The following is a 14,112-nucleotide window of genomic DNA, read 5'->3' as shown; positions in this document are numbered from 1 at the left end:
GTCGCAACGCGCCGCACAGATCCCGGATCCTGCGGCGAGTTGCGACCCTTCGGCGTTGGCGTCCGGACGCGGGGAACGTCATATTGCGACGGGAACCGCGCCTGACCCGGGAGAATGGGCGAATGGACTGGCAGACCTCGGAAGACACGGTGCCCTCTTCGCCCGTGACCGAAGCCGACGCGCGCCTGCTCCTGGGAAGGCCCCCCGCGACAGGAGCATGGCGCGATGGCGACCCCGCCGGAGATCGTCACTTTGCTGCGTTCGGCGCTTTTCGGACCGAGGGTGGCGCCGAGCTTCCGGCCTACCGCCTCGCCTTCGAGACGTGGGGTGAGCTCTCCCCCGCGCGCGACAATGCGATCCTGATCCTGCACGCGCTGACCGGCGACTCGCACGTGCGCGGGCCCGCCGGTCCCGGACATGCCACCGATGGCTGGTGGGACGGAATCGTGGGGCCCGGGAGCGCGATCGATACTGACCGCTGGTTCGTGGTCGCGCCGAACATGCTAGGCGGATGCCAGGGGTCGACGGGGCCCGCGACGATCGCGCCCGACGGGTACGAGTGGGCGGCACGGTTCCCGTACCTCACGATCCGCGACCAGGTTCACGCGCAGCGGCAGCTCGCCGATGCCCTCGGCATCGACGTCTGGGCCGCGGTCATCGGCGGGTCGATGGGCGGGATGCACGCGCTCGAGTGGGCAATCGAATACCCCGACAGGGTCGCACGGGTAGCTGTGCTGTCGGCGCCTCCGGCGAATACCGCCGACCAGATCGCGCTCAACTCCGTGCAGCTCGATGCGATCCGGGTCGACCCGCGGTTCCAAGGGGGCGAGTACTACGACGCAGCCGACGGAGACGGCCCGCACCGCGGACTTGCGCTCGCCAGGCGCATGGCACTGCTGAACTACCGGTCACCCACCGAGCTCAACCAGCGTTTCCAGCGCTCGTGGCAGTCCGAGGTCAGCCCCCTCGGCAATGGCGGCCGGTTCGCCGTCGAGTCGTACCTCGATTTCCACGGCAACCGCTTCACCCGCCGTTTTGACGCCAACACCTACATCACCCTCGTGGAGGCGATGAACTCGCACGACGTGGGCAGGGACCGCGGCGGCATCGAGGATGCGCTAGCCCGCGTGACTGCTACAGCCCTCGTGGTCGGAATCGACAGCGATCGACTATTCCCCATCGAGGGTCAGCATCGCATCGCGCGCGGCATCCGCACGAGCCTCGATGGCGATCAGGCAGCGGTCATCTCGAGCGACTTCGGCCACGACGGCTTCCTCATCGAGACGCCTATTGTGAGCGTCCACCTGCGCCGGCTCCTGGAGAGCTGACGGCGCAGTCTGCGGTGTCAGGACTCGTCGCTGAGGGCTTGCTCGAGGCGCTCAAGCTTTCCGTCGAGTTCGCCGGTGTAGCCGGGACGGATGTCGGCCTTGAGCACGAGCGAGACTCGGGAACCGTACGCGCCGACAGCCTCGGTCGCAGCCTTCACGACCGCGAACACCTCATCCCACTCGCCTTCGATCTCGGTGAACATCGATGAGGTGCGGTGCGGCAGACCCGATTCGCGAACGATCCGCACTGCTGCGGCCACGGCATCGTGAACCGAGCCGTCGGCGCGGCCTGTGCCGCTGGGCGCGACGGAGAAGGCAACAATCATGAGGGAAACCTTTCGATGACGGATGCAGGACGTTTGTGTGATGCCAATCGGCCTGCACCGGACTCGGGGTTGCGGGCGACGCGCACCAGGTGGATGACCGACCAGACGAACATCACCACGAGGGCGAGGTTTCGCACCGTGAGCAAGGCGACGACCCCCGGGGCTGGATGGTCCGTCATGAGGAAGTTGTAGAAGATCGGGTAGACGATCTGAGTCAGCAGGCCCGTCACGACGGCAAACGCCGCGGGGCGCAGCCACGTAGCGCGGTCGATGACGAGCCCGAGGACGATCGGCGCGACGATCCATGTCATGTATTGGGGCGAGCCGACCTTGTTGACGACGATGAGGGCGAGCACGAGCGCGAAGGCCAGTGCGGGGTAGAGGCGGACGACGGGCGCCCCGCGGCGAACGCCCCACAGTCCGAGGAGCAGGAGCGCCAGCACGGATGCCGCAAGCAGCGGCGTCATGACGGCGATCACCTCGTTCACGCCGGGGCCGCTGACCTGGAAGGTGAGCAGGTCGCTGGCGTAGTAGACCCTCGAATCCAGAACATCCAGTGCCGCGAACCACATGTATGGCGCCGAGACCGGTGCCTCGATCTGAAGGCCTCTGCCGGTCTGGTCGGTGATGAATCCGAAGAGATACCGTCCGCCCCCGAGAGCGAGTACCACCGCGATGGTGGCCGCCGACACGATGAGCGCACCACCGACGATGGCCAGGCGACGTCGCACCGCCACGACGGCCGCAGCCAACAGAGCGGCGGGCCACACCTTGATCCAGGTGCCTGCAGCAAGCAGCGCCGATCCGAGCCACGGCCGACGAATGAGCCACAGGCATCCCATGATCGCCAGGGGCACCGTGATTCCTTCGAGGCGGTACATGCCGACCGGGCCGAGCGCGACCATGAACGTGAGCCAGAACGCGGCGGCAATCGCCCGGCCACGGGAACGCGCATCACCGAGGAGCACGGCGAACGCGACGGCATCGACGAGCGTCACGACGATCGCCCAGGCCGGCGTGTACGACACCGCGGCCTCGAACAGCCACGCCGCGAGCATGGGCACGAGCGCTAGGGCCGGGTAGACCCACGGCTCCGTGATTCCCACGATCTGCCGCCCGGCCGGCCCGCAATAGTCCATCATGCCGAGGGCGCAGCCCGACCAGGGCTCGTACACCAGGTACACATCACCCATCGGTGCGTGCGGGAGCTGATAGCCCGCCACCGCGACGAAACCGTGTACCAGGGCGAACGCCACCCACATCCAACCCCGACGTGCCACGGCACCATCCTACGGAAGAGGCGGGGCCTACCCTGTCACAAGGCTGGTCGTGGTGATCACGATTCGCTGAGCACCGTGGGTGCTTCGGCGCTCGCCAAAAGGTGCCCGACCACGGGCGGGAGGTGCTCTGCGACATCCAACGCCGTGATCGGTCCGCCAGCAACCGACTCCGACGCTGCACGGGCGGCCTGACCGTGCAGCCAGGCCGCGGTCGCCGCACATGCGGCAAGTGACACCGACGCGCGCCGCGCAGCGGCTCCGGCCGTGACCGAGCCGAGAATCCCCGCGAGAACGTCTCCGGTCCCGGCTGTTGCGAGCCACGACGTCGGGGCCTCGATCGCGCACTCCCAACCCTCCGGCGATGCCACGACGGTCGTGGCCCCCTTCAGCAGCACAACTGCTCCGAGCGTGGCTGCGGTCTCTGCCGCGCTGGTGGCGCTCCGGGCGTCATCCGGGTCGAGCCCGAGCGCGGAGCGGAGCTTCGCATGCTCACCGGCGTGCGGTGTGATCACCGCCGGCGCTGTCGCCGATGCCGCGAGATCAAGCGCGCCTGCGTCGACGACGACGGGATCTGACCCGTCGAGAATGTTGCGCACCGCGCGCGTCTCGGCATCCGTGCGGGCTTCGACGCTGGTGCCCGACCCGATGACCCAGGCCTGCACGCGCCCCTCTGCCGTCACGGTTTCCGGACGCCGCCCCAGCACGAGCCGCGTGGCCCGCGACGGTCCAAGGTAGCGAACCATGCCGATGCCGGTGCGCCAGGCGCCCTCGACCCCGAGCACGGCGGCGCCGGGGAATTGCTGCGACCCGGTCCGAAGCCCCACGACCCCGCGGGAATACTTGTCGTCGCCTGCGGTTGGTCTCCCCAGGACGCGTCGCGCGTCATCTGCCCCCATGACCGCAACATGCGAGCAACCCTACCTCTGGAGAATCGATGAGTCTGCTGTTCACCCCTGTCGAGATCGGTTCGCTGCGGGCCCGCAACCGCCTGTGGGTAGCTCCGATGTGCCAGTACAGCTCGACAGACGGGATGCCGAACACGTGGCATCTGACCCACCTCAGCTCGTTCGCGAGCGGAGGCGCGGGTCTGGTGATGACCGAGGCGACGGCCGTGAGCCCGGAGGGGCGGATCAGCCCCGACGACACCGGGATCTGGAACGACCAGCAGCGTGACGCCTGGGCACCGATCGCTTCCGAGATCCGCTCTCGCGGAGCTCTTGCCGCCATCCAGCTCGCGCATGCAGGTCGGAAAGCGTCGACGTGGTCGCCCCTGAAGGCGGGCCGCGGCTCGGTGCCGATAGCCGACGGCGGATGGCAGGCGCTGGCACCCTCAGCGATCGCCTACGACGGCTACGCCGTTCCGCAGGAGATGGATGCCGACGGAATCGCGCGGGTCGTCAAGGATTTCGCCGATGCGGCCCGTCGCAGCGTCGAGGCGGGCTTTGATGTACTGGAGGTGCACGCCGCGCACGGCTACCTGCTCCACGAGTTCCTCTCGCCCCTGTCGAATCAGCGAACCGACTCATACGGCGGCTCGCTCGAGAACCGCGCCCGCCTGCTGCTCGAGGTGATCGACGCGGTCCGCGTCGCCGCGCCCACCACCCCGGTAATGGTGCGGTTCTCTGCCACGGACTGGGCCGAAGGGGGCTGGGGCGTGGCAGACACGGCGACTGTCGCCGCGTGGGCTGCTCAGCGCGGTGTCGTGTTCATCGACATTTCCAGCGGCGGCCTCGTCGCCCACCAGCAGGTCATCGCCGGGCCCGGCTATCAGGTGCCGTTCGCGCGCGAGGTGCGCGAGCTCGCGGGGGTCCCTGTGAGCGCCGTGGGCATGATCACGACGGGCGCGCAGGCCGAGGAGGTTCTCGCCTCGGGCGCAGCCGACGCCGTGATGGCGGCGCGCGAGTGGCTTCGCGATCCCCACTTCGCCCTTCGCGCCGCGACCGAACTCGACGTCGACATCGACTATTGGCCGGCGCAATACGAGCGGGCCCGCCTGACGCGGACGAGGTGAGCGCGAACCGCTACCGCTCGTTCCGCCAGCCGCGGCGCGTGGCATCCTGCACCTCGCCGACGAGTTCCTCGATGACATCCTCGAGGAAAAGGACGCCGGTGATGGTGCCGCCGGCATCCCGAACCTGAGCCAGGTGTCGTCCCTGCTCGCGCATGAGCGCAAGCGCATCCTCGAGGTCGGTGTTCTCGGTCACCGGCACCATGTGGTGGATGCGGGCCGGATCGATCGGCCTCACGACGTCGGTCGCGGCGCCCTCGCCCTCGGCAGCACGCAGGATGTCTTTCAGGTGGACGTAGCCGAGCGGCACACCGGCGGGGTCCACGATGACGTACCGCGAGAACCCGTTCTTGGCGACGGCGCGCTCGATCTGCTTCGGCGTCGTGTTCTGCGGCAGCGTCAACAGATCTGCGAGCGGCACCGCGATATCGCGCGCCTTCTTCTCGGTGAACTCGACCACTGCGGCGACCGTTCCTGCCGTGTCCTCGAGCACTCCCTCCATACGAGACTGGGCGACGATCGTCGCGACTTCCTCGAGCGTGTAGGTCGAGGTCGCTTCGTTCTTCGGCTCGACCCGGAACAACCGCACGACGTGGTTCGCGATCCAGTTGAGCGTGACGATCACCGGGTGGAAGACCTTCGACACCCACACCAGCGGCGGCGCGAGCATCAGAACCGCGCGATCGGGCACCGAGAACGCGAGGTTCTTCGGCACCATCTCGCCGAACACGACATGCAGGTAAGACACCAGGACGAGGGCGATCACGAAGGCGATGACGTCGACTACCGCATAGCTCAGCCCGGTGAGTTCGAGCGGCACCGCCAAGAGGTGGTGAATCGCCGGCTCCGAGACGTTCAGGATCAACAGCGAACAGATCGTGATCCCCAGCTGCGAGGTCGCGAGCATGAGCGTCGCGTGCTCCATCGCGTAGAGCGATGTCTTGGCGGCGCGTGAGCCGCGCTCGGCCAGGGGTTCGATCTGCGATCTGCGTGCCGAGATGACAGCGAACTCCGCACCGACAAAGAAGGCATTGGCCACCAACAGGACGACCAGCCATGCCAGGCCTGCCCAGTCGCTCACGAGGACACCTCCTCGTCGGCATCCTCACCGGGAAGCGCGGCGGGAACGAACCGAACCCGGTCGACGCGCCTGCCTGCCATCCGCTCCACCGAAAGGGTCCCCTCCTCGAGCTCGACGGTGTCTCCGACGACCGGGATCCGCTCGAGTTCGCTCATGAGGTAGCCACCGACGGTGTCGTACACGTCGCCGACGGGGATGCGGATGCCGACCCTATCGAGAACCTCGTCGGGCCGCAGCTCACCGGGGAACACGACATCCCGGTCGGTGCGCACGATGTCGGTGCGGCGCCGGTCGTGCTCGTCGAGGACTTCACCGACGATCTCCTCGACGAGGTCCTCGAGGGTGACGACGCCGGCTGTACCGCCGTACTCGTCGACGACGATAGCCATCTGGTATCCGCGCGAACGAAGCTCGGCCAGGAGCGCGTCAAGATGGACCGCTTCGGGGACACGCAGCGGCTCGGTCGCGATCGCCCCCACCGGAACGGTTCCGCGCTTGCCGCGCGGCACTCCCACCGCGGCCTTCAGGTGAGCGATCCCGACGATGTCATCCATTGACTCCTCGTACACGGGAAAGCGGCTGTGACCGGTCGAGCGTGCGAGCTGGATGACGTCCTCGACGGAGTCGTCAGCGGCGAGCGCGTGAACGCTCGGCCGCGGCGTCATGACATCGGCGGCGGTCAGGCGCGCGAAGGTGAGGGAACGGTCGAGCAGCGACGCGGTGTCCTGCTCGAGGACGCCGGCGTTGGCCGAGCGGCGCACGAGGCTCGACAGTTCCTCCGCCGAGCGCGCACCCGAGAGCTCTTCCTTCGGTTCGACGCCTACGGCGCGAAGAAACGCGTTGGCGCTCCCGTTGAGCACGACGATCGCCGGCCGGAAGACGGTAGTGAACGCGGTCTGAAACGGCACGACGAGTTTCGCCGTCTGCCGAGGCACGGCCAAGGCGAAGTTCTTCGGTACGAGTTCGCCGATCACCATCGAGAAGATCGTCGCGATCGCCACACCGATGATGGCGGCGAGCGGGCTGATGACGGCATCCGGCCAGCCCCACCCAGTGAAGACCGGGCGTAGCAGACTCGAGATCGCCGGCTCCATGGTGTAACCGGTGAGCAGCGTTGTCAGCGTAATGCCCAACTGGGCGCTGGAGAGGTGTGTCGAGGTGATCTTCAGCGCGCTGATCGTCAGCGAAAGGCGCGTCTCCCCCGCTGCCTGGCGCGCTTCGAGGTCGGCGCGATCAAGGTTGACCAGCGCGAACTCGCTGGCGACGAACAGTCCCGTGCCGATCGTGAGCAGAAGCCCCACCCCCAGCATGATGAACTCCATCACGCATCACCCCCGGTCTGGGGTGCGGGTCGGTGGGGCGATCGTCGGCAACTCGGAGGGTCGTCCATCGTGAGACGAGTCTACCCGCCGAACGTCCACACCCGGACGGCATCGGCACGCACCTGTCTGATCCCCACATGTGCGGCACTTCTGCGCACGGGCGGCGCATCTGTGCGCAGCATCCGCACGAAACTGCAGCACTGACCAGACACGCGTGCCCGACCCACCCCGTGCGCTGCCACCTTACACAGGAACGGGTCTCCTCCCCTACGCGAGCGTTCGGGCGCGCATCCACCTCCGCACTGCCCGCGAGGATGACGCGCGCCCCGCGATCCGAGGATGCTGTCGTGCGCCCACTGCCCGAGATCGACACGATCCGCCGTTCCGAGCGGATGGAACCGTTGGATAATCGTCGCCTGCGGCGCGCCTTGGACGAGGGCACCTGGGTGAAGGTCGCACCCGGGGCGTTTGTCCGCTCCGATCACTGGCTCATGCTCACCCCAATCGAGCGCCACCGCGTGCGTGTTCACGAAGTCGCGCGTCGTCTTGAGCCCGGCGCCGTCATCTCGTACGCGGCGGCGGCAGCGGAGCACGGCATCGACATGTTGGATCCCTGGCCAGAGGCCGTCGATGTGACCTGCGGGCCTGCAACGGGCGGGCGCTCCAGCGGCGTCGTTCGCCGCCACACCCGCGACCGGCGGACGCTCGAGGTGATGCCATTCGGTCGTCACATGATCACGACGCCGGCACAGACCGCGATTGATCTCGCCCGCTCGCTTCGGTTTCTTCCCGCCGTCGCCAGCGTCGATCAAGCGATCTGGGCGGATCGGCCGGGTGGAGAACTCACCGACATCGACACCATTCACGAGCTGTGGACTCGCGATGCGCACCACCGCGGACAGGTCCGAGCTCTACGGGTGCTGTCGTTCGCGGAACGCGGAGCGGCGAACGTTCGCGAATCTCACTGCCGGGTCGAGCTCGCGCGCCTGGGGTTCCCTCGACCCCGGCTGCAAGAGCGGCGCATGTTGCGGACCGGAAGACTCGTGTTCGCGGACTTCTACTTTCCCGAGGCTGATCATTGGGGCGAGTTCGACGGCGAAGGGAAGTACCGGGATGCCGCGCTCCGTCGCCCAGGTCACGATGCAGCCGACGCGGTGATCGACGAGAAGAACCGGGAGAACGAGATTCGACGTGAAGTGCGTGGATTCTCGCGGTGGGACCGCTCGGATGTTGAGCGTCCGCGTCGCCTCTACGACATCCTCACGGGCGACGGACTGCGCAGCGCACTGCCGCGCCCCTGACCGCTCGCCGCCGAGCGGAGCACGCACGCGTGTTCGCTGGCTGCCGGCATCCGTATGCGGTAGTTGTGTGCAGCCGCTGTGCTTCTATCCGCCGCAGCTGCACATTTCTGCCGCACTCGAGGGATCACCGGACGACGAACATCACCAGCTGACCGGGAGCGCCTTCCCCTCTTCATAGCCGGCAGCGGACTGCAGGCCGACGAGGGCCCGCTCGTGGAACTCGGGGACCGAGGCGGCGCCGGCGTAGGTGAACGACGAGCGCACACCCGAGGTGATCATGTCGATGAGGTCCTCGAGGCCGGGACGCTGCGGGTCGAGGTAGATCTTCGATGACGAGATCCCCTCGGCGAACAGTTCCTTACGGGCCCGCTCGTAGGCATCCAGGCGACCGAATCGGGCCTGGACCGCCTTCGTCGAGGCCATCCCCCACGATTCCTTGTAGAGGTTGCCGGCAGCGTCGCGCTGCAGCGACCCGGGAGCTTCGATCGTCCCGGCGAACCACGAACCGATCATGACGGATGCCGCGCCGGCTGCCAGCGCGAGGGCGACGTCGCGCGGGTAGCGCACTCCGCCGTCAGCCCACACGTGAGCACCGGCGGCGCGAGCGGCGAGCGCAGTCTCGTGGACAGCCGAGAACTGCGGTCGCCCCACGGCGGTCATCATGCGCGTCGTGCACATCGCCCCCGGTCCGACACCGACCTTGATGATGTTTGCACCGGCCGCAACCAGGTCGTCGACGCCGGCGCTGGTGACCACGTTGCCCGCCACGAGCGGAACACCGAGATCGAGAGCCGACACTGTTCGCAGCGCCGCCAGCATCCCCTCTTGATGTCCGTGCGCGGTATCGAGGACGAGAACATCGACACCCGCGGCCACGAGCGCTCGAGCCTTGCCCGCGACGTCCCCGTTGATTCCCACGGCTGCCGCGACGATCAGGCGACCGTCTCGGTCAACGGCGGGCCGGTACAGCGTCGCGCGCAGGGCACTCCGACGCGAGAGCGTGCCGACGACCTGTCCGTGGTGCACGACGCAGACGATCTCGGCATCAGCTGCAACGATGACATCGAAAGCGTGCCGAGCCGACTCGATATCGTCAGCATCAACCGACGCGGGTCGCCCGCGCGCAAGATCGCCCAGGCGAGCATCAGGAAGTGCCGATCCCAGGCGCACGGCGGTCACAATGCCCTGAACGTCCTCGATCATGAGGCGATCGGCGGGCTGCGCGACGATCACGCCGTAGCCCTCCGTCGGGGGAAGCAGCGTCGTTGCGTCGGCAACCGTCGCGTCGGGGGGAAGCACCAGCGGGGTGTCCCAGGCAGCGGGCTGGTCCTTGACCCAGCGGATCGCGGCGTCCAGCTCCTGCAGAGGCAGGTCCTGCGGAAGAACGCCGAGACCGCCCCGGCGCGCGAGCGTCGCGGCAAGGCGCGCACCCGTGACCGAGTTCATGTTCGCCGAGACCAGCGGGACGGTGGCCGCGGTTCCATCCCGCGGTGACAGGTCCACCTCGAGTCGGCTGCCCACCCCCGATCGGCGAGGAACGAGGAAGACGTCCGAGTAGGTCAGGTCGAAGGCCGGCGCATCACCGTAGAACTCCATGTGCGCCAAGCGTACCGGTCAATGATCTCAGCGGAATCGTGACCAATTCGCGGCGCAGCCCAGGGTTCGGATGGCCTGCCGGGGTGTTCAGACGGACTACGCTGGACTGTTGAACGACGCGGGCGCGACGACGATGGTCCGCGACGACAATCGTGACGAAAGCGGGCGATCTAACGTGTCGAGTCAGGTGACCGGCGTCGGAGTGTCGAACGAAAGTGAGTTCGGTGCCAACGAGTGGCTCGTTGAAGAGCTCTACGAACAGTTCCGGCAAGACCGCAACTCCGTAGATAAGGCCTGGTGGCCGGTACTTGAGGCCTACCACTCCGCAGCCGAGAACGGCGCCAAGCCCTCCGAAGAGCGCGCAGCTGCGAAGCCGTCGTCGAACGATGCGCATCCGGTGACCGCACCCACGCCCGTGATCGGCTCGCAGCCCGTAGCGCGCACGACGGCACGGCCTGCCTCCGCCCAACCGATTCCGGCGCAGGCCCCCGACACCGCGCGCACCGCATCCGACGACTTGCCGTCCGAGGACACGGTGACGGTCCTCAAGGGGATGCCGAAGACTCTCGCGGCGAACATGGATGAGTCGCTCACTGTTCCCACCGCGACGAGCGTGCGCACCGTCCCCGCCAAGCTCATGATCGACAACCGGATCGTGATCAACAATCACATGGCGCGCACCCGCGGCGGAAAGGTGAGCTTCACGCACCTCATCGGGTGGGCGATCATCCGCGCTCTCACCGAGTTCCCCAGCCAAAACGTGTTCTACGCAGAGATCGACGGCAAGCCGTCAGTTGTCGCGCCAGCCCATGTGAACCTCGGTATCGCGATCGACCTCCCGAAGCCCGACGGCACGCGGGCACTGCTTGTGCCAAGCATCAAGCACGCCGACACCCTCACTTTCGCCGAGTACCTGGCTGCCTACGAAGACCTGGTCTCCCGCGCCCGCAAGAACAAGCTCACCGCGGCGGACTTCCAGAACACGACGATCTCGCTCACCAACCCCGGCGGCATCGGTACCGCGCACTCGGTCCCGCGCCTCATGAAGGGGCAGGGATGCATCGTCGGCGCCGGCGCACTCGAGTACCCAGCCGAGTTCCAGGGCGCGAGTGAGAAGACCCTCAACGAGTTGGCGATCGGCAAGACGATCACCCTCACGAGCACGTACGACCACCGCGTCATACAGGGTGCCGGCTCGGGAGAGTTCCTCAAGAAGGTCCACGAGTTGCTCATCGGTGAGCGCCACTTCTACGAAGACATCTTCGCGGAGCTGCGCATCCCCTATGCGCCGATCCACTGGAATGCCGACATCAACGTCGACATCGCCGAGCGAATCGACAAGACCGCTCGCGTTCAAGAGCTGATCAACAGCTTCCGCGTTCGCGGCCACCTCATGGCCGACATCGACCCGCTCGAATACAAGCAGCGCACCCACCCCGACCTCGAGATCGAGTCGCACGGACTCACGTTCTGGGACCTCGACCGAGAGTTCGTCACCAACGGCTTCGGGGGCAAGCGCACGATGAAGCTGCGCGAGGTTCTCGGTGTGCTCCGTGATTCGTATTGCCGCACGATCGGCATCGAGTACATGCATATTCAGGACCCGGAGCAGCGGGCCTGGTTCCAGCAGAACCTCGAGGTCAAGTACACCAAGCCGGGCCACGACGAGCAGCTACGAATCCTCAGCAAGCTCAACGAAGCCGAGGCTTTCGAGACGTTCTTGCAGACCAAGTACGTCGGCCAGAAGAGGTTCAGCCTCGAGGGCGGCGAGTCCCTCATTCCGCTCCTGGATGAGATCCTGCAGGGCGCAGCCGAAACCGGTCTCGACGGAGCCACGATCGGAATGGCGCACCGTGGGCGACTGAACGTCCTGACCAACGTTGCCGGCAAGACCTACGGACAGGTCTTCCGCGAGTTCGAGGGACGCGTCGCGATCGGTTCCAAGCGTGGCTCCGGCGACGTGAAGTACCACCTCGGGACCGAGGGCACCTTCGTCGCTGACGGCGGTGAAGAGCTTCCGGTGTATTTGGCGGCCAACCCGTCGCACCTCGAGACCGTCGATGGCGTCCTTGAGGGAATCACGCGGGCCAAGCAGGATCGGATGCCGCTGGGTTCATTCTCGTGGTTGCCCATCCTCATCCACGGTGACGCGGCCTTCGCCGGCCAGGGCGTCGTGGTAGAGACCCTGCAGATGTCGCAGTTGCGCGCCTACCGGACCGGCGGCACCGTGCATGTCGTGGTCAACAACCAGGTCGGTTTCACGACGCTGCCGCAGGATGGCCGAACCTCGGTCTACGCGACGGATGTCGCAAAGACGATCCAGGCGCCCATCCTCCACGTCAATGGCGATGACCCCGAGGCCGTGGTCCGAGTCGCCCAGGTCGCCTTCGCCTACCGCGAGCGGTTCCACCGGGATGTCGTGATCGACCTGGTCGTGTATCGCCGCCGCGGACACAACGAGGGTGACGACCCCTCGATGACCCAGCCACTGATGACGAACCTCATCGAGGCGAAGCGGTCGGTGCGCCGCCTGTACACCGAGTCGCTCGTGGGACGCGGCGACATCACCGAAGAGCAGTACGAGCAGGCCAAGAAGGACTTCCAGGATCGGCTGGAGCAGGCGTTCGCCGAGACGCATGCTGCCGAGACCGGTTCTTCTCAGGTGGCGAGCGCCCCGATGACCGGCTCGATCGACACGATCGGCGAACCCGAGACAACGGGAGTTTCGCGCGATGTCGTGCAACTCATCGGAGACGCGTTCGTCAACAAACCCGATGGCTTCACGGTGCATCAGAAGCTGCAGCAGCTGCTTGACAAGCGCCAGGACATGAGCCGCAACGGCGGCATCGACTGGGCGTTCGGCGAGCTCCTCGCGTTCGGCTCCCTCCTCGTGGAGGGAACGAACGTCCGCATGGTCGGCCAGGACTCGCGACGAGGGACCTTCGTGCAGCGTCACGCCGTGTTCCACGACCGCGCGAACGGTCAGGAGTGGCTGCCGCTGGTGAACCTGTCGCAGTCGCAGGGCAGGTTCTGGATCTACGACTCGCTCCTCAGCGAGTACGCCGCGATGGGCTTCGAGTACGGATATTCCGTCGAACGCTCCGACACGCTCGTGCTGTGGGAAGCGCAGTTCGGCGACTTCGCGAACGGGGCCCAGTCCGTGATCGACGAGTTCATCTCGTCAGCTGACCAGAAGTGGGGTCAGCAGTCGAGCGTCGTCCTGCTGCTGCCGCACGGATACGAAGGTCAGGGCCCCGATCACTCGTCGGCCCGCATCGAGCGCTACCTGCAGATGTGCGCCCAGGACAACATGATCGTTGCGCGCCCATCGACACCGGCCTCCTACTTCCACCTGCTTCGCCGTCAGGCGTACGCGCGTCCGCGGCGGCCCCTCGTCGTGTTCACTCCGAAGGCGATGTTGCGCCTTCGTGGTGCGACAAGCCCCGTCGAGGACTTCGTGGGAGGCCGGTTCCAGCCGGTGCTCGACGATGATCGCGGGATCGACAAGAGCGCTGTCAAGCGGGTCCTGCTCCACGCCGGGAAGATCCACTGGGATCTGCGGTCGGAGCTCGAGAAGAACCCCAACCCTGAGATCGCCCTGGTGCGGTTGGAGCAGTTCTACCCCGCGCCGGTCGAGCACCTCAACCGCGTCATCGACGAGTACCCGAACGCCGAGTTGGTGTGGGTGCAGGACGAGCCCGAGAACCAGGGCGCGTGGCCCTTCATCGCCCTCGAAGTGGTCAAGCACCTGCACGGTCGCACGATCCGTCGGGTCTCGCGTGCTGCCGCGGCATCCACCGCGACGGGTTCCCCCAAGGTGCATGCCGCTGAGCAGGCGGAGATCATGCAGAAGGCGCTCACCCTCTGAAC

Annotated in this window: 10 protein-coding genes; 4 read left to right on the top strand and 6 right to left on the bottom strand. The window is 67.0% G+C overall.

Annotation, left to right across the window (positions count from 1 at the left end):
- Positions 1-122: 122 nt before the first annotated feature.
- A complete protein-coding gene (gene metX, locus MICSW_RS03955) occupies positions 123-1,328 on the top strand; it encodes a homoserine O-acetyltransferase MetX (RefSeq protein ID WP_347424975.1) in 1,206 nt (401 codons plus the stop codon).
- A gap of 17 nt (positions 1,329-1,345) precedes the next feature.
- Here the strand turns inward: metX and MICSW_RS03950 are convergent, their stop codons facing one another.
- The 3 genes from MICSW_RS03950 to MICSW_RS03940 are packed head-to-tail and all read right to left on the bottom strand — an operon-like array spanning position 1,346 to position 3,830.
- The gene (locus MICSW_RS03950) at positions 1,346-1,654 is read right to left on the bottom strand and encodes a thiamine-binding protein (RefSeq protein ID WP_228177614.1); all 309 of its coding nucleotides are present in this window, start codon (positions 1,652-1,654) and stop codon (positions 1,346-1,348) included.
- Positions 1,651-2,934, bottom strand: coding sequence for a hypothetical protein (locus MICSW_RS03945; RefSeq protein WP_464496806.1), 1,284 nt, complete (start codon positions 2,932-2,934; stop codon positions 1,651-1,653). Before MICSW_RS03945 ends, MICSW_RS03950 begins: the two co-directional genes overlap by 4 nt.
- 56 nt (positions 2,935-2,990) lie before the next feature.
- A complete protein-coding gene (locus MICSW_RS03940; protein WP_464496805.1) occupies positions 2,991-3,830 on the bottom strand; it encodes an ADP-dependent NAD(P)H-hydrate dehydratase in 840 nt (279 codons plus the stop codon).
- A gap of 38 nt (positions 3,831-3,868) precedes the next feature.
- Between MICSW_RS03940 and MICSW_RS03935 the strand changes: the two genes are divergently transcribed.
- Positions 3,869-4,945 (top strand): NADH:flavin oxidoreductase/NADH oxidase, encoded by a 1,077-nt coding sequence (locus tag MICSW_RS03935; RefSeq protein WP_464496804.1) that lies wholly within the window; start codon positions 3,869-3,871, stop codon positions 4,943-4,945.
- Positions 4,946-4,955: 10 nt separating this feature from the next.
- Here MICSW_RS03935 and MICSW_RS03930 read toward each other — a convergent pair whose 3' ends face one another.
- Positions 4,956-6,023 carry a hemolysin family protein gene (locus tag MICSW_RS03930; RefSeq protein WP_228177610.1) on the bottom strand — a complete coding sequence of 356 codons (1,068 nt, stop codon included), beginning with the start codon at positions 6,021-6,023 and terminating at the stop codon, positions 4,956-4,958.
- Positions 6,020-7,345: a hemolysin family protein gene (locus tag MICSW_RS03925; RefSeq protein WP_464498232.1), complete on the bottom strand. Its 1,326-nt coding sequence runs from the start codon at positions 7,343-7,345 to the stop codon at positions 6,020-6,022. The genes MICSW_RS03930 and MICSW_RS03925 overlap by 4 nt, the downstream gene beginning before the upstream one ends.
- A 347-nt stretch (positions 7,346-7,692) precedes the next feature.
- Here MICSW_RS03925 and MICSW_RS03920 point away from each other — a divergent pair, with 347 nt between their 5' ends.
- On the top strand, positions 7,693-8,646 hold the full coding sequence (locus MICSW_RS03920; protein WP_464496803.1) for a hypothetical protein: 954 nt from the start codon (positions 7,693-7,695) through the stop codon (positions 8,644-8,646).
- Positions 8,647-8,787: 141 nt separating this feature from the next.
- Here MICSW_RS03920 and guaB1 read toward each other — a convergent pair whose 3' ends face one another.
- Entirely contained in the window at positions 8,788-10,242 is a 1,455-nt protein-coding gene (gene guaB1 / locus MICSW_RS03915; RefSeq protein WP_375237109.1) for a GMP reductase, read from the bottom strand.
- A 175-nt stretch (positions 10,243-10,417) separates the two neighbouring features.
- On the opposite strand from guaB1, the gene MICSW_RS03910 reads away from it, so the two are divergent.
- The gene (locus MICSW_RS03910) at positions 10,418-14,110 is read left to right on the top strand and encodes a multifunctional oxoglutarate decarboxylase/oxoglutarate dehydrogenase thiamine pyrophosphate-binding subunit/dihydrolipoyllysine-residue succinyltransferase subunit (protein ID WP_292730214.1); all 3,693 of its coding nucleotides are present in this window, start codon (positions 10,418-10,420) and stop codon (positions 14,108-14,110) included.
- Positions 14,111-14,112 lie beyond the last annotated feature (2 nt).

Source organism: Microbacterium sp. SW12 (assembly GCF_055391095.1).
Note: the sequence above shows the minus strand (reverse complement) of the source record. Positions and strands in the feature narration are given on the sequence as shown.